Source organism: Rhizobium sp. SRI_017, from assembly GCF_057586295.1.
Genome location: NZ_JBYCZP010000009.1, coordinates 223,243 through 237,538 on the forward strand (window position 1 = coordinate 223,243; position 14,296 = coordinate 237,538).

The 14,296-nt window shown below is 61.4% G+C and carries 19 protein-coding genes; 13 read left to right on the forward strand and 6 right to left on the reverse strand.

What is annotated here, in order from left to right:
• Positions 1 to 87 precede the first annotated feature (87 nt).
• From AC2YI2_RS20765 to AC2YI2_RS20800, 8 genes are all read left to right on the forward strand, one after another.
• Positions 88 to 1,125, forward strand: coding sequence for a sulfate ABC transporter substrate-binding protein (locus AC2YI2_RS20765; RefSeq protein WP_487388394.1), 1,038 nt, complete (start codon positions 88 to 90; stop codon positions 1,123 to 1,125).
• A 209-nt stretch (positions 1,126 to 1,334) separates the two neighbouring features.
• Positions 1,335 to 2,213, forward strand: coding sequence for a sulfate ABC transporter permease subunit CysT (gene cysT, locus AC2YI2_RS20770; RefSeq protein WP_487388395.1), 879 nt, complete (start codon positions 1,335 to 1,337; stop codon positions 2,211 to 2,213).
• Positions 2,203 to 3,087, forward strand: coding sequence for a sulfate ABC transporter permease subunit CysW (gene cysW, locus AC2YI2_RS20775; RefSeq protein WP_487388396.1), 885 nt, complete (start codon positions 2,203 to 2,205; stop codon positions 3,085 to 3,087). Before cysT ends, cysW begins: the two co-directional genes overlap by 11 nt.
• 12 nt (positions 3,088 to 3,099) lie before the next feature.
• Positions 3,100 to 4,140 carry a sulfate/molybdate ABC transporter ATP-binding protein gene (locus AC2YI2_RS20780; RefSeq protein ID WP_487388397.1) on the forward strand — a complete coding sequence of 347 codons (1,041 nt, stop codon included), beginning with the start codon at positions 3,100 to 3,102 and terminating at the stop codon, positions 4,138 to 4,140.
• 309 nt (positions 4,141 to 4,449) lie between these two features.
• Positions 4,450 to 4,659 (forward strand): cold-shock protein, encoded by a 210-nt coding sequence (locus AC2YI2_RS20785; protein ID WP_487388398.1) that lies wholly within the window; start codon positions 4,450 to 4,452, stop codon positions 4,657 to 4,659.
• 138 nt (positions 4,660 to 4,797) lie between these two features.
• Positions 4,798 to 5,088: a cold-shock protein gene (locus tag AC2YI2_RS20790; RefSeq protein ID WP_487388399.1), complete on the forward strand. Its 291-nt coding sequence runs from the start codon at positions 4,798 to 4,800 to the stop codon at positions 5,086 to 5,088.
• 52 nt (positions 5,089 to 5,140) lie between these two features.
• Positions 5,141 to 5,401 carry a 30S ribosomal protein S21 gene (gene rpsU / locus AC2YI2_RS20795; protein WP_487388400.1) on the forward strand — a complete coding sequence of 87 codons (261 nt, stop codon included), beginning with the start codon at positions 5,141 to 5,143 and terminating at the stop codon, positions 5,399 to 5,401.
• Between the two features lie 14 nt (positions 5,402 to 5,415).
• On the forward strand, positions 5,416 to 5,625 hold the full coding sequence (locus tag AC2YI2_RS20800) for a hypothetical protein (protein ID WP_487388401.1): 210 nt from the start codon (positions 5,416 to 5,418) through the stop codon (positions 5,623 to 5,625).
• Here the strand turns inward: AC2YI2_RS20800 and soxR are convergent.
• Positions 5,622 to 6,086, reverse strand: coding sequence for a redox-sensitive transcriptional activator SoxR (soxR, locus tag AC2YI2_RS20805; protein ID WP_487388402.1), 465 nt, complete (start codon positions 6,084 to 6,086; stop codon positions 5,622 to 5,624). The genes AC2YI2_RS20800 and soxR overlap by 4 nt on opposite strands.
• A 71-nt stretch (positions 6,087 to 6,157) precedes the next feature.
• Here soxR and AC2YI2_RS20810 point away from each other — a divergent pair, with 71 nt between their 5' ends.
• Positions 6,158 to 6,757, forward strand: a complete 600-nt coding sequence (locus AC2YI2_RS20810; protein WP_487388403.1) for an NADPH-dependent FMN reductase — start codon at positions 6,158 to 6,160, stop codon at positions 6,755 to 6,757.
• A 21-nt stretch (positions 6,758 to 6,778) separates the two neighbouring features.
• Here AC2YI2_RS20810 and AC2YI2_RS20815 read toward each other — a convergent pair whose 3' ends face one another.
• Positions 6,779 to 7,507: a hypothetical protein gene (locus tag AC2YI2_RS20815; protein ID WP_487388404.1), complete on the reverse strand. Its 729-nt coding sequence runs from the start codon at positions 7,505 to 7,507 to the stop codon at positions 6,779 to 6,781.
• A gap of 151 nt (positions 7,508 to 7,658) precedes the next feature.
• Positions 7,659 to 8,660, reverse strand: a complete 1,002-nt coding sequence (locus tag AC2YI2_RS20820; RefSeq protein WP_487388405.1) for an asparaginase — start codon at positions 8,658 to 8,660, stop codon at positions 7,659 to 7,661.
• 69 nt (positions 8,661 to 8,729) lie between these two features.
• Between AC2YI2_RS20820 and AC2YI2_RS20825 the strand changes: the two genes are divergently transcribed.
• Together AC2YI2_RS20825 and AC2YI2_RS20830 are read left to right on the forward strand one after the other, a co-directional pair.
• Positions 8,730 to 9,464, forward strand: coding sequence for a DUF3750 domain-containing protein (locus AC2YI2_RS20825; RefSeq protein ID WP_487388406.1), 735 nt, complete (start codon positions 8,730 to 8,732; stop codon positions 9,462 to 9,464).
• 116 nt (positions 9,465 to 9,580) lie between these two features.
• The gene (locus AC2YI2_RS20830; protein WP_487388407.1) at positions 9,581 to 9,961 is read left to right on the forward strand and encodes a hypothetical protein; all 381 of its coding nucleotides are present in this window, start codon (positions 9,581 to 9,583) and stop codon (positions 9,959 to 9,961) included.
• Between the two features lie 42 nt (positions 9,962 to 10,003).
• Here AC2YI2_RS20830 and AC2YI2_RS20835 read toward each other — a convergent pair whose 3' ends face one another.
• A complete protein-coding gene (locus tag AC2YI2_RS20835) occupies positions 10,004 to 10,339 on the reverse strand; it encodes an ArsR/SmtB family transcription factor (RefSeq protein WP_487388408.1) in 336 nt (111 codons plus the stop codon).
• Between the two features lie 78 nt (positions 10,340 to 10,417).
• Between AC2YI2_RS20835 and AC2YI2_RS20840 the strand changes: the two genes are divergently transcribed.
• Positions 10,418 to 11,614, forward strand: a complete 1,197-nt coding sequence (locus AC2YI2_RS20840) for an MFS transporter (RefSeq protein WP_487388409.1) — start codon at positions 10,418 to 10,420, stop codon at positions 11,612 to 11,614.
• A gap of 6 nt (positions 11,615 to 11,620) precedes the next feature.
• Here the strand turns inward: AC2YI2_RS20840 and AC2YI2_RS20845 are convergent, their stop codons facing one another.
• Together AC2YI2_RS20845 and AC2YI2_RS20850 are read right to left on the reverse strand one after the other, a co-directional pair.
• Complete coding sequence (locus tag AC2YI2_RS20845) at positions 11,621 to 12,298, reverse strand: DUF899 domain-containing protein (RefSeq protein ID WP_487388410.1); 678 nt, start codon at positions 12,296 to 12,298, stop codon at positions 11,621 to 11,623.
• Between the two features lie 40 nt (positions 12,299 to 12,338).
• Positions 12,339 to 12,947, reverse strand: coding sequence for a TetR/AcrR family transcriptional regulator (locus AC2YI2_RS20850; protein ID WP_487388411.1), 609 nt, complete (start codon positions 12,945 to 12,947; stop codon positions 12,339 to 12,341).
• Positions 12,948 to 13,086: 139 nt separating this feature from the next.
• Here AC2YI2_RS20850 and AC2YI2_RS20855 point away from each other — a divergent pair, with 139 nt between their 5' ends.
• The gene (locus tag AC2YI2_RS20855) at positions 13,087 to 14,289 is read left to right on the forward strand and encodes an MFS transporter (RefSeq protein WP_487388412.1); all 1,203 of its coding nucleotides are present in this window, start codon (positions 13,087 to 13,089) and stop codon (positions 14,287 to 14,289) included.
• The last annotated feature ends 7 nt before the right edge of the window (positions 14,290 to 14,296 follow it).

The window sequence follows — 14,296 nt, forward strand, 5'->3', positions numbered from 1 at the left end:
AAGCCTCTTGCTATTTCGTTAACGCTTGTTGACTAACTCGACCTAGTAGATAGAGTTAGGACGCAAACGAAAACTGGAGGGTATTCGATGCTCACTTCGTCCAAGCTCAATCTCCGCAAGGCGATTGCCGCCGCTGTGTTCGGCGCCGCCATTGCTGTTTCAGGCATTGCTCCGGCCTATGCGGCCGAGATCACTCTGCTCAACGTGTCCTATGACCCGACGCGCGAGCTCTACAAGCAGTTCAACGAGGCCTTTGCCGCCAAGTGGCTGAAGGATACCGGCGACACAGTCACCATCGAACAGTCGCATGGCGGTTCGGGCAAGCAGGCCCGCGCCGTGATCGACGGTCTTGACGCCGATGTGGTCACGCTCGCTCTTGAAGGCGACATCGACGCGATCGCCAAGAAGACCGGCAAGATCCCGGAAAACTGGAAGACGCGTCTGCCGAACGATTCGGCGCCCTACACGTCGACCATCGTCTTCCTCGTCCGCCAGGGTAACCCCAAAGGCATCAAGGACTGGGGCGATCTCGTGAAGGGTGACGTCCAGATCGTCACCCCAAACCCGAAGACCTCGGGCGGTGCGCGCTGGAACTATCTCGCGGCCTGGGCCTGGGCCAACAAGGAATTCGGCGGCGACCAGGGCAAGATCAAGGAATATATTTCCGAACTCTTCAAGCGTGCGCCGGTTCTCGACTCCGGCGCCCGCGGCTCGCTGACCTCCTTCGCCCAGCGCGAAATCGGCGACGTGCTGCTCGCCTGGGAAAACGAGGCCTATCTCGCACAGGACGAGTTCAAGGATGCCGGATTCGAGATCGTGACGCCAAGCCTCTCGATCCTCGCCCAGCCCTCGGTCACCGTTGTCGACGGCAATGTCGATGCTAAGGGAACCCGCAAGGTCGCCGAGGCCTATCTTCAGTACCTCTATTCCGAAGAAGGTCAGACGCTGGCGGCCAAGCATCACTACCGCCCGTCCAAGCCGGAACTGGCCAAGGACGCGAAGCCGCTGCCTGAACTGAATCTCGTCAAGATCGACGATCCGCTGTTCGGCGGCTGGAAGAAAGCCCAGCCCGAGCATTTCGGCGATGGCGGCGTGTTCGACCAGATCTACAAGCCTGCACAATAAGCGATTGACTGCCCAAAGGCCCCTCCCCAGACCGGGGAGGGGCTTTGCATGCCGCAACCCTTTCGGACATTAGCAGTCGCCAGTTTCCGGGACGCTCCTCGTCGGACGTGTCGGGATCGCTGAGGCGAAAGTGGTCGGGCACGGGACGACAACAACAAGAAAATTGGAAGGCCAAAGGCTTTCCCGCTTTGCACTGAACGGGGAATACAATGTCATCACAACCTCTTGCCGAGCGTATCGGCTTCAGGAGGCATAGTGTCATACCGGGCTTCGGGCTCAGTTTCGGCATTACGATCTTCTGGCTGACGCTCATCATCCTGATACCCCTGGCCGCCCTTGTCATCCGCTCGGCCGGCATCGGTTTTTCCGGCTATGCCGACCTGCTGACCGACGCACGCACGCTCAATGCGCTGAAGATTTCCTTCGGTTGCGCGCTGATCGCCGCGGCCATCAATGTCGTGTTCGGCGTCCCGGTGGCCTGGGTGCTGGTACGCTACAATTTCCCCGGCAAGCGAGTGGTGGACGCGATCGTCGATCTGCCCTTCGCACTGCCCACGGCCGTCGCCGGTATCGCGCTCGCGGCACTTTATGCCAAGAACGGCTGGGTCGGCGGCAGCGTCAACTATCTGCTCGGCCTCGTCGGCCTGCCCGGCATCAAGATCGCGTTCTCGCCGCTCGGGATCGTGGTGGCACTGACCTTCATCGGGCTGCCCTTCGTCGTCCGGACGGTGCAGCCGGTGATCGAGGAAATCGATCGCGAGGTCGAGGAAGCCGCAGCGACACTCGGCGCCAGCCGCTTCCAGGCGATCTGCCGGGTGATCCTGCCGTCGCTGTTTCCCGCCATCCTCACCGGCTTCGCACTCGCCTTTGCGCGCGCGGCGGGCGAGTATGGTTCGGTCATCTTCATTGCCGGCAACATCCCTTACGTCTCGGAGATCGCGCCGCTGCTGATCATCATCAAGCTCGAAGAGTTCAATTATGCCGGCGCCACCGCGATCGGCACCGTGATGCTGGCCGTCGCCTTCATCATGCTCTTCGTCATCAACCTGATCCAGGCATGGACACGGAGATACGCCAATGTCGCTTGACGATCTCAACCCGCCCTCACCCCGCGTCCGCCGCTGGCGCTCCCCCGTAACCGAACCACTCGGCGCCAAGGTGGTGTTGATGCTGATGGCCGGGGTCTACCTGACCCTGATCATCGTGTTGCCACTGATCTCGGTTTTGGTGGAAGCGTTCCGCAATGGCTTGGGGACCTATGCCGAGGCACTGTCCGAGCGCGATGCGCTGGCCGCGATCCGTCTGACGCTGCTCGTCGCCGGCATCGCCGTACCCCTCAACCTAATTTTCGGCGTTGCCGCCTCCTGGGCGATCGCCAAGTTCGACTTTAAGGGCAAAGCCTTCCTGATTACGCTGATCGACCTGCCGTTCTCGGTCTCGCCGGTCATTTCCGGCCTGGTCTACGTGCTGCTTTTCGGCGCGCAAACAGCGCTCGGGCCCTGGCTCAAGAGCCATGGTGTCGAGATCCTGTTCGCCGTACCCGGCATCGTGCTTGCCACCGTCTTCGTAACCTTCCCCTTCGTCGCCCGCGAACTGATCCCGTTGATGCAGGAACAGGGCACGGCCGAGGAGGAAGCGGCGATCACGCTCGGCGCCAATGGCTGGCAGACCTTCTGGCGGGTGACGCTGCCCAATATCAAATGGGGCCTGCTCTACGGCGTTCTGCTCTGCAATGCGCGCGCGATGGGTGAGTTCGGTGCGGTATCGGTGGTTTCCGGCCATATCCGCGGCCTGACCACGACGATGCCGCTGCATGTCGAGATTCTCTACAATGAGTACAATCTCGCCGCGGCCTTCGCGGTCGCCTCGCTGCTCGCCCTTCTCGCCCTTGTCACACTCGTTGTCCGCACCGTGCTCGAGATCTGGTTCGCCCATGGCCTCGCCGGCGGCAGCAAACATTAAGGTAGTCACGCAATGGAAATCCGCATTGAAAAGATCCGCAAGGAATTTGACCGCTACCCGGCGCTGCATGAAGTGTCGCTCGGCATCCGCTCAGGCGAGCTGATCGCGCTTCTCGGCCCCTCGGGCTCCGGCAAGACAACGCTGTTGCGTCTCGTCGCCGGCCTCGAGCGCCCGACCACCGGCCGGATCTTCTTCGGCCAGGAGGATGCCTCGTGGAAGCCGGTGCAAGAGCGCAATGTCGGCTTCGTCTTCCAGCACTATGCGCTGTTCCGGCATATGACGATCCTCGACAACATCGCGTTCGGCCTCACCGTGCGGCCACGGAGCATACGGCCGCCGAAGGAAGAGATCCGCAGGCGGGCGCTCGAACTGCTCGACATGGTGCAACTCACCGGACTCGAGAAGCGCTATCCGAACCAGCTCTCCGGCGGCCAGCGCCAGCGTGTTGCGCTCGCTCGCGCGATGGCAATCGAGCCGCGCGTGCTGCTGCTCGACGAGCCATTCGGGGCGCTCGACGCCAAGGTGCGCAAGGAGCTCCGCAAATGGCTGCGCGAATTCCACGACCGCACGGGCCATACGACGATCTTCGTCACCCACGACCAGGAAGAGGCGCTCGAACTCGCCGATCGCGTGGTGGTGATGAGCCAGGGCAAGATCGAGCAGGTCGGCTCGTCCGACGATGTCTATGACCGCCCCAACTCGCCCTTCGTCTTCTCTTTCATCGGCGACAGTGTGAACCTGTCGGTCACCGGGTCGGGCGGGCAGGTGAACTATCTCGGCGCGCCGGTCGGCGCCAGCGACGCGCATGAAGGCGAAGGCCAGTTCTTCTTCCGCCCGAGCGACGTCGAACTCGTCTCCGAAGGCGACGGCATCTCCGGTCGCGTCACCGCGCATCGGCGCCTGGCCGGTACGCGCATCGTCGAGGTGGATGTCGGCACAGCGCGCGAGCCGAACCACGTCGAAATCGAGGTGCCGCTGGATGCCGCGGCGGAACGGGGGACGATGGTGAAGTTCCGGCCGACGCGGTGGAAGATTTTTGGAAACGCCGCTTGAATGAAAGGAGGCGCCACTCCGGTGGCGTCTCCGACCCAGTTATGCCAGACGCCAACTTCATCTCCAGGCCTTGTGACTCTCGGCCCGGCAAGTTCCGGCGACGCGTGCAAATTCATTTCCAGGGAATTTTGTCTCATAAAATATTTTTCTCTAACATCTTGAATTTTTGACCATAAGGTGTAAATAACCGTCATCGATACTTGTTTGCGAACTCTGCCTGGACCTCGAGTCCCCCGGGATCTCCTTCCAATTTCGATACTGCCTGACCGAATACCCGCCAGGCAAACCTGCGATTGAGAGGATATCATCGTGAACACTGGAACCGTTAAATTCTTTAACATGACCAAGGGCTTCGGCTTCATTCAGCCCGACAACGGCTCGACCGACGTCTTTGTGCATATTTCTGCCGTACAGCGTGCTGGCATGCAGAGCCTCGTCGAAGGCCAGAAGGTCTCCTTCGAAGTCGTCCGCGACAACCGTTCGGGCAAGAGCTCGGCCGAAAACATTCGCGCCGCGTAAGCTGCTGCAGAATTCGTCATTCGCCGCCGCTGACCACGGATGTACTGGCAGTGCTGAGCGCGGATGACCGGGAAGAGGTCGGGCAAGCCCGGCCTTTTTTGTTCGCCTTGCTTTTTGCGAGGCCGAAAGGAACGACCGATGCTGAAGGCGAAGTACGGTATCGGGGACATCGTGGTCCTCCGCGATGGCCCGCTGCGACATGCCCGCACCGGTAGCGAATTCAGGATACTGGCCGTTCTGCCGGATGCCGATGGGCAGGTGCAGTACCGGGTCCGTTCCGAGGTTGAAGGCTTCGATCGCAGAGTCGGGGCCAACGATATAGACTCAGAGCGTTCAGCAGTGTCTAAGACTGCGGCGCAGGCGCCGACCGAAGAAGGCGGGCGTGAAGAACCATGGTTCAAGCCGTCTTCGATCAAGATCGGCAAATAGGACCAAACCGAGAGGCGAGCGTCATCCCGGCGCCGCATGAAGGAGATATTTCTTGCAGGTACTCGTTAGAGACAACAATGTCGACCAGGCACTCCGCGTCCTGAAGAAGAAGATGCAGCGCGAAGGCATCTTCCGCGAAGCCAAACAGCATGCTTCCTACGAAAAGCCGTCCGAGAAGCGTGCCCGTGAGCATGCCGAAGCCATTCGCCGCCATCGCAAGCTGGCGCGCAAGAAGCTGCAGCGCGAAGGCCTGCTGCCGGCCCCCAAGAAGGCCCTGCGTCCGGCCCGTCCCGGCGCTGCTCCCGCACGCTAATACAAGAGGACCATTTGACCCTGCAGAACGACAAACTTCCTGGTGCGACGAAGCGCAATGCCGAGCAAAAGGCATCCGCGACGCACGATGTTGCCATGCAGATCATCGACGCCGAAGTCACGGCGCGCGAGAAGAAGACCGAACGCCTCCGGCAGCTCCGAATGGAGCGGGAGGCTTCGGAGCCGGTCGTGGAAGTGCGGCCGAAGCGGGGAAAGAAGAGCTAGCTCCTTCCCCACAGCCTTGCGCCCGGCCCTTCCCTTCCCAGCCGATCGTTCGGATTATAGAGTGGACAGCGATCCACCGAGAGGCAACCGCAGCCGATGCAGTTGTCGAGGTGATCGCGTAGCCGAATCAACTCCGTGATCCGGCTGTCGAGATCGTCCTTCCAGCCAAGTGACAGCGCCGCCCAGTCGTCGACGGTCGGCGAGCGGTCCGGTGGCAGCGTGTCGAGTGCCGCCTTGATTTCCTCGAGCGGAATGCCTACGCGCTGCGCGGCCTTGATGACGGCGACACGCCGAAGAACACCACGGGCATAGCGCCGCTGATTGCCGCCCGATCGAATCGACCGGATCAGGCCCTTGGTCTCGTAGAAATGCAGTGCCGAGACAGCGATACCGGCGCGCTGCGCCACTTCCCCCACCGAGAGAAGACGTCGTGGATCGACCGCCGAAGATTCTTTCGCCATGGCCTTGACCTCAAGTTATGTTGAGGTTCTATAACCCTTGCTCCCTGCTCAAGTCAAACAAGGAGCCCATGATGAAGGACAGTCTCAATACGCTGCTGCTGATCGGCAGCGCACGTGAGCAACGGATGGCGGACCGCGTGCTGAAATGGCTTCTGCCGCAGCTCGCCACCTATCCCGAATTCTCGATCCGGATTGCCGACGCCCGCGATTTCGATGCCGGCCATACGGAGCGGCGCGCGGCGACACGCCTTCTGGAAGCCGATGTCGCGGCCGCCGACGCCGTGATCATCCTGACACCGGAATACAATCACAGCTTTCCCTCGACGCTGAAACTGATGCTCGACTCTGTGGGTGAGCCGTGGCGGCGCAAGCCCGTGGCCTTCATTTCCTATGGAGGGATTTCGGGAGGGCTCCGCGCCATCGAGCACCTGCGCCTCGTCGTGGCGGAGCTCGACATGGCCGATGTCCGGGAGACGGTGAGTATCCAGGATCCCTGGACCAATCTGACGGAAGAAGGCGATCCTCGTTTCCCCGAGCGGCTCAACAGCGCGCTCGGCCGTCAACTCACGGCACTCGCCTGGTGGGCTTATTCGCTGCGGGCGGCGCGAAATATCGAGATTCGCAAGGGCATGCGCGCCGAAGAGCCAAAGCAGGCGGAGCCGGCGCGATGACGCCGGCTCATCTGGCAGCTCTCAAGCGGCCGCCGCAGCAACGGGCGCGCCACCGGGCTGTTTGCGCACCCAGAGCAGATAGCTGAGCGATGCGACGAAGATCGCGAGCACCACGATCATCGGTAGCGTGCCTGGCTGGCCGAGCGAGAGGAAATGGCGCGTCTGCTCCTGGGCCTGCGCCACGCGCAGCACCATCTCATCCGAGCCGCCGAGCAGCCGCAGATAGGACAGGACCTGCGGAGAATTGGCGACGGTGAAGGTGAAGGAATAGGAAGCCGTGAAGCCCGCGACGAAATACATGACCCGCAGGCCGCCCTCGGGCGACTTCTTGTAGAGCTCCACCGGGAAGCACAGGAAAACGATCAGTGCTGCGAGGAAGGACGTCTCGATTGGCATGCCCGCGAAGATGTCCGCGACCGGCACCTTGGCGAACCATAGATTGCCGAAATTGAAGAAGAAGTCCGCCGACGCCCCGAACCATACGAAGAAGGCAAGCCCCCAGAGCGGACTCATCCTGAGAAAGCGGACTCGCATGATGCCGACAGCGAGCACGATGATGCCGCAAGCCACCATGCCATAGGGCCGGACGACCGCGTTCAGCTGGGTTTCCAACAAGCCGCAGTGCCCGGCGACGGATGCGCAGCCCGAAACGCGGATGGCGAGCCACGAGACATAAAAGAAATAGATCGCAAAGAAGACGTAGGCCATCGTTGCGATCATGTTCCACCATAAGTAACGTCCGGCAAACATGAACAACTCCTTCCCGCTCCGGAAAGTCATTTCCCGGATGGAAGGAATATTACCAAAGTATGTAAGCCCGTGGAAAAGTCCTGACGAACTGGCTTCCCGGAATTTAATTTAACTGAATTCTTACCTATGCCTGGCCCATTTCGGGACATATTCAGGCGGCGATGTATTCCGAGACGCGAACATCGCCGACCGCGATGCCATTCCAGTTGCGCATTGTGTGGTTGGCAATAGCATCGAGCTTGGCCTTGACATGGCCGTCGAAGAAGCGGGCGAGGATAGCTGCAATGATGCTGTCGGCAGCGCGCGCCGTGCCGTCATCGCATTTGACCGCAATGCCAAGGCCCTGCTCGGGAATGGCGGCGCAGAAGACGCCCTCGGCGCCGGTCTTGACGAAGATCCGGCCCGGCGCGATCGCCATCAGCTTTGTGCAGGTGCGGCCGGTGCCGGCGACATAGAAGGGTTCGGCCATGCAGGCTTCCATAATGCGCTTCGACGCCTTGGCGCGCTCGGGGCCGATGCCGGTGCCGGAGGCCATCTTGGCAAAGCCATGGGCGAGCGCGGAGAGTGGTACGGCATAGGTCGGGATCGAGCAGCCGTCGACGCCGGCATTGTCCCGGGCGAGTTTCGTTCCCGTCAGGTCGCCCATCACATCGCGAATCTCGGCCTGCAGCGGATGATCGAAGGTCACATAACCCTTGGTGTCATGGCCGGAATGGCAGCAGGCGCAGATGAAGCCGGCATGCTTGCCTGAGCAGTTGTTGTGCAACTGGTTGGGCTTGTCGATATGGCGCGCCTGATCGAGAAGGACGCCCTGCTGGAAGGACCAGTGGGCACCGCATTCCAATGTCGGCTCACCCTGCCCGGCGGCCTTCAGCATGCTCTCGGCGACGGCGACATGCTCGGGCTCGCCGGAATGCGAGGCGCAGGCAAGCGCGATCTCGCGATTGCCGAAGCCATAGGTATCGGCAGCACCGCTTTCGACCAGCGGCAGAGCCTGCATCGCCTTGCAAGCCGAGCGCGGAAAGGTGCTGGCCTCGATGTCGCCGAGCGAGAAAACAGTACCACCATCTCCGTCGACGACCGCGACTGTCCCGCGATGGCGGCTTTCGACCTGGTTTCCACGGGTTACCTCGACGAGTACCGGATTCGACATCATTTGACCTTCAATCCACCAAGATTTCTGCGGACATTCGATCATTCAGGGAAGACGGAATCATCACGCATGCGGGCGCTCCGGACCATATTGGCCTTTCTTTTGTGTGTCTATCTCGTGCCCGGCCTTGCCGCGGCCGGCCTTTGGGCCACGCGTGAGCGGCCGGCGAATTGGCGCGAGGCCAAGTGGACATCGAGCCATGCCCTGCCGGATCCTGCCAGGAACCGCGAGGCGCGCGTCACCATCTTCGCGGCCAATACCGGTGGAATGAAGGGAGCCTTTGCGGTCCACAGCTGGATCGTGCTCAAGCCAAAGGACGGCGAACGCTACGATCGCTACGACGTTGTCGGCTGGGGCCAGCCGGTGCGGAAGAACGGCTACGAACCGGATGGATACTGGTATTCCAATGCGCCGCAGACGGTCTGGGAGGTGAGCGGTGCCGACGCCGAGGCGCTGATTCCGAAGATCGAAGCGGCGATCGCGGCCTATCCGCACAACAAGAAGGGCGCATACCGGCTCTGGCCGGGGCCGAATTCCAACAGCTTCGTCGCCTATATCCTCCGCAGCGTCCCGGAGATCGATGCCGTGCTGCCGCCCAATGCGGTTGGGCGCGACTATATCGCCGACGGCGCTTTCTATCACCTCGATCCGGCAGGCGATGTCAACCTCACGCTCTATGGCCTGTTCGGCATTTCCGCCGGGATGAAGAGCGGCTTCGAGATGCATCTTTTCGGTCTGGTGGCCGGCGTCGATTTCCGGCATCCGGCGGTCAAGATTCCGGCCTTCGGACGGTTCGGAAGCTAGTTCGAAGGCAGCGGCTATCGCGAGGCGAGGTAACTGCAAAAAGATTTAATGAATTTGCCAACGTCGCGCTAATTCGCCCATCCTATGGTTGCAGCTGCATGCATAGGAGGACTAAAGTGTATATAGTGGGTTGCCTACTGGGCACCATCGTGTTGACCTTGATCAAGTGCCTCGATGTACGCAAGAAGTTAGGCAGCGATCTCTATTCAAAGCGAAATTTCGCTCTATTCTCAAGTGCCTGGTTCCTCTGGACGCTGCCGGGTCTCTACTCGATATGCAACGAGGTCGCCTGCCGCCGCGGCTTCCGGTTTACCTGGATGCTCAGCGAATTGTCGAATGTCATACCGCTCGACCGGCTCGATCCAAGCGCGTTGATCACGATCGCGGTTGTCAGCTACATGATGCTGACAGTCTATTTCCTCGGCCATTGCATCGGGTGGCTCCTGTACCTTGCAGGGAGACTCCTTGCCTCGGGTGCCGGCCGACCTTCGAAATGATCCGCTGCGGCAGTTCTCAGTCGGAATTGCCGTCCCCACAGGTCATCGAGCAATCTCGACATCGGCAGCCTTGAGAACAGAATTGATCAGCCCGGGAAACCGCGCCTCGAGATCCTCGCGGCGTAGGCTCAGCCGGCGGCCGCGCCCAAGTGGTTCGTTGCGGATGACACCCGCCTCGCGCAGCACCTTCATCAGATGCGACTTGGTGGATTTGGGCACGTTCGGATCCGAGAGATAACATTGCGCCATCTCCAGTGGCCCGCCTGAAAGCTGGCGCACGATATCGAGCCGATCGGCGTCGCTCAGGGCGAAGAGCACGTCGGTCAGCTTGATTTCGTCCCGCCCTGGATGCTGCAACTCGGTTATTTCGCTTTTCATGGTTCGAATATAGTTGAACTATCGTTCGAGCGGTAGTAGATAATGGTTCGAAATAATTCGAACGATTGGAATCGTCTCGTGACCTATGCAGCAACTTCCACGCCTGCCCGCAACGCGACAGGCTTCCGCATCACGCTGGCGGGCATGGCCGTGATGATGGCCGGCGCCAGCGCGCCCTCGCCCTTCTATCCCGATCTTCAACACGAGATCGGCTTCTCGGCGGCGATGCTGACTGCAATTTTTGCGGTCTACACCGTGGCGCTGCTTGCCTCTCTCCTCGTCACCGGCTCGCTTTCCGACCATATCGGCCGCCGGCCGGTGATCTCGGGCGGGTTTGCCCTCTTGGCCGTGAGCCTCGTCCTGTTCTGGCAGGCGACGAGCGTATCAGGCCTGATGTTCGCCCGCGTCCTTCAGGGTGCTGCGGCCGGAACCCTTCTCTCTGCGCTCTCTGCCACCGTTGTCGACCTCGAGCCGAAGCACAGGCCCGGATCGGCGGCCGTCTGGAACTCGGTCATTCCGCTCGGCGGTCTTGCCGTCGGTGCACTGGTCGCCGGCCTGATGATGGACCTCACCTCCATGGCCGAAGCCGACGTGTTCGGTGCGCTGACCGGCGCCTATGCGCTGCTCGCGGTGGTCATCTGGTTCATTCCTGAAACATCGCCGCGCCACGAGGGCATCTGGGCCTCGCTGAAGCCACGCATCGGCGTTCCGTCGGCCGCCCGGCGCGCTTTCTGGCGCAGCGCCCCGGCCGTGATCGCTGGCTGGGCGACGGGTGGGCTCTATTTGGCGCTCGGCGCACCGATCGTGCGGCATGTCTTCGGTGCGGAAGATCACCTGATGCAGGCGATTGTGATCGTGCTTCTGTCCGGCGCCGGCGCGGTGGCCTGTTATGTCGCCCGCGGCTACTCGTCCCGGCAGGTCACGCTCTATGGCACCTCTGCGCTCGCCATCGGCACGGCGGCCACGCTGGTTGCCATCGCCTGGCCGTCGCTGGCGGCCTATCTCATCGCGCTGATCATTGCCGGGACCGGCTTCGGCACCTGCTTCTACGGCGTTCTGCGTTCGATCGTGCCGGTCGTGAAGCCCGGCGAGCGCGGCGAACTGTTCGCGGCGCTCTTTACGCTGAGCTATCTCGCTTTCGGCCTGCCCACGGTATTGGCTGGCGTCGCTGTCGGATTCTTCGGCCTGACGCCGACCACGCTGGGCTATGGCGCGATCATCGTGGTCTTCTCCGCGATGGCTGGCCTGCTCCGGAAGTACGGCACGAACGACTGAGCGTGTTCACGCACAGCAGGCATGGGCCTTCTTCGGCGCCTCGTATTCATCGTTCAGGCGCCACCAGCGATAGGGATCGGTCTGCGAGACGGCCTCCGGCGAATCCTCCCAATTCTCCTGGCGGCCGAGTGGCGTGAGGTCGAGGAAGGTCCAGATCGTGCCAAGCTTCTCGACGCCGCGGCTGGTCGTGTAGTAGGTCCGGTAGATCTTACCCTCGTGCGTGATGAACACGTTGAGACCAAAGACATCGGCGCAGAAGTCGCGGGTTATGTCGCCGTTGTTCGAGTAGAAGGGCATGGTCCAGCCCAGCCGCTTCTTGAGCGCGTCGATCTGGTCTATCGGCGCCTTCGCGGTGATGACGAAGGTCGTGTCGCGCTGGTTGAGATGGGTGATGCTGCCAACATTGTCGGTGAACATGCCGCAGCCCGGGCATGGCGCGGGATCGTCCTTTTTCAGCATGTGATGATAGAGGACGAGTTGGCGGCGGCCTTCGAAGAGATCCGAGAGGCTGAGCATGCCGCGAGGTCCCTCAAATTCGTAGTCCTTTTCGACCAGTTCCCAGGGCTGGCGTCGGCGCTCGGCGGCAAGCGCGTCCTGGGCGCGGGTCATGGCCTTTTCCTTGGCCATGAGCGCTTCATGCGCTGCAAGCCATTCGGAACGGCTGACGATCTCGGGTGACTGCATAACTTCCTCCCTTGAATGAAACGACCGGCCTTGAATGAAACTACTGAATTGACCTGCCGAAAAGGCCAGCGACATAGCGCTTGAGGTGATCGATGCTCTCGGCTGCGGGGTCCGCGCCATAGCGTGCCTTGGCAATGATGAAGGAGCCCTGGATCACCGCCTGCATATGCAGCGCCAAGCTCTCGGCATTCCAACTCGCACCCGGCGCGTGCGCCGCCTTTGCCGCCTCGATATCCTCGACCAGCGTCGCGACGTGACTCGATATGCTGGCTTCGCAGGCAATCCGGATTGGTGGGTTGGTGTCGTAGACTTCCTGGATCAATGTCCCGAGCAGGCAGGTATATTCGGCGAGCGCGCCGCGCAACAATTGCTTGCGGAACTCGACATAGCCGAGCACGCGATCGACGGGATCGGCAGGCTTGTGGTAGTCGGCATTGCGGAAGACCTCGCTTGTCACTTCCGTCCACCGGCCGGCCGCCGCGATCGCCAGTTCGTCCTTGCTCTTGAAATGGTGGAAGAAGCTGCCCTTGGTGAGTCCCGCGGTGGTGCAGATGTCCTCGACACGGGTGGCCGTATAGCCCTTGGCGCGGAAGACATCGAGCGCGGCGTCGAGAAGTTTGATTCTGGATTCGTGTTGTGCTGAGGTCATGACATCTAAATACCGACCAGTTGGTATGGCGTCAAGTCGATATCATTCTTGCCGATCATGACATTCATCATATGATTTCATTTGATTACGCCACCTCCACGGGAAATGATCGGCGCCAATCTTCCCCTTGAGTCTCGATATGCTGGCTGCCTTCTGGATCATTTTGCGCACGCCCGCGATGAGGGTGGCGACTGTCGCCCTTCTTGCTTCCGGCCTGACCTATGGCGCGACGCTGCCATTCCTGTCGGTCGTGGGCATCCATGAATTCGGGATGAGCGACAATGCACTGTCGCTGCTTCTTTTCGCGACCGCGCTCGCGAACCTGATCTATGGCGTGGTGCTGGCAATTTTCTCCGACATGGTCAGCGACCGAAAGCCGATGCTGCTCGCAGTGCTGGTGGCCGGCATGATCGGGTTCGGCATGATCTATCTCATGCCACACCTCGCGGTCTTCGTCTTCTGCGCCGTGATGCTGATCCCGATCTCGAATGCCAGCTATTCGCTGATCTTCGCCTTCATCCGCAACCAGACCCTGTCATTCGGTGCCCGTGAGGCAACGCAGGTGAACCAGGTGGTGCGGGCGGCGTTTTCGGGTTCCTGGGCCATCATACCGGGGGTCATTGCCTTCTGGCTTGCCGGTGCACCCAGCATGCTCCCGGCCTGGGGATTTTCGGCCGTCGTCTGCCTCTTTTCGTTCGCGATCGTGCTGCTGTTCATGCCCTCCGTGCGTCGAGCAGCTGATGCGCCCAAAGTCGCCTTCTTCGAGTCGCTCCGCATGGCGACACAGGCCGGCATCCTCGCCCGTATCACGTCGCTATCGCTCGTCATCGCCTCGTCGCGACTGATCGCGGTGGTCCAGCCATTGATCATCGTCGGCGTCGCGGGTGGAACGCTGACCGATGTGGGCCTCATTGCCGGCGGCTGTGCCGCGCTGGAAATCCCCTCGATGCTGATCTGGGGCATGCTGCTCAAACATCTGAGCGTCGTTCAGGCAATGGTGATCGGCGCGCTGATCTATGCCGGCTTCATGGTGGCACTGGGCCTGGCGACCGAACCCTGGCATGTCTATGCGCTGCTGCTGCCAAACGCCTTCGGCGTCTCGGCGATCCTGTCGCTGCCGCTCACCTACTATCAGGATCTGCTGCAGGATAGGCCCGGTCTAGGGACCAGCCTCAACCAGATCTCGGCCTTCATGTCCAACGGCATGAGCGCGGCAGCCTTTGCTCTCGGGGCAGCCTGGCTGGGCTATTCCCAAAGCGCCTGGCTCGGCGTCGCCATGGTGCTGGTCGGCTGCGCGTGGCTCTTGATCCTCGAACGGCGACGAGCCGTCGTCACGGCATAGATACCGG

Excerpts from the sequence above, each read along its gene's own strand:
- cysW (WP_487388396.1), top strand. The coding sequence starts at position 2,203 with ATGTCGCTTGACGATCTCAACCCGCCCTCACCCCGCGTCCGCCGCTGG.
- soxR (WP_487388402.1), bottom strand. The coding sequence starts at position 6,086 with ATGGCGAAAGAATCTTCGGCGGTCGATCCACGACGTCTTCTCTCGGTG.
- AC2YI2_RS20835 (WP_487388408.1), bottom strand. The coding sequence starts at position 10,339 with ATGAAAAGCGAAATAACCGAGTTGCAGCATCCAGGGCGGGACGAAATC.
- AC2YI2_RS20780 (WP_487388397.1), top strand. The coding sequence starts at position 3,100 with ATGGAAATCCGCATTGAAAAGATCCGCAAGGAATTTGACCGCTACCCG.
- AC2YI2_RS20855 (WP_487388412.1), top strand. The coding sequence starts at position 13,087 with ATGCTGGCTGCCTTCTGGATCATTTTGCGCACGCCCGCGATGAGGGTG.
- cysT (WP_487388395.1), top strand. The coding sequence starts at position 1,335 with ATGTCATCACAACCTCTTGCCGAGCGTATCGGCTTCAGGAGGCATAGT.
- AC2YI2_RS20850 (WP_487388411.1), bottom strand. The coding sequence starts at position 12,947 with ATGACCTCAGCACAACACGAATCCAGAATCAAACTTCTCGACGCCGCG.
- AC2YI2_RS20790 (WP_487388399.1), top strand. The coding sequence starts at position 4,798 with ATGCTGAAGGCGAAGTACGGTATCGGGGACATCGTGGTCCTCCGCGAT.
- AC2YI2_RS20825 (WP_487388406.1), top strand. The coding sequence starts at position 8,730 with ATGCGGGCGCTCCGGACCATATTGGCCTTTCTTTTGTGTGTCTATCTC.
- AC2YI2_RS20820 (WP_487388405.1), bottom strand. The coding sequence starts at position 8,660 with ATGTCGAATCCGGTACTCGTCGAGGTAACCCGTGGAAACCAGGTCGAA.
- AC2YI2_RS20815 (WP_487388404.1), bottom strand. The coding sequence starts at position 7,507 with ATGTTTGCCGGACGTTACTTATGGTGGAACATGATCGCAACGATGGCC.
- AC2YI2_RS20765 (WP_487388394.1), top strand. The coding sequence starts at position 88 with ATGCTCACTTCGTCCAAGCTCAATCTCCGCAAGGCGATTGCCGCCGCT.
- AC2YI2_RS20845 (WP_487388410.1), bottom strand. The coding sequence starts at position 12,298 with ATGCAGTCACCCGAGATCGTCAGCCGTTCCGAATGGCTTGCAGCGCAT.
- AC2YI2_RS20810 (WP_487388403.1), top strand. The coding sequence starts at position 6,158 with ATGAAGGACAGTCTCAATACGCTGCTGCTGATCGGCAGCGCACGTGAG.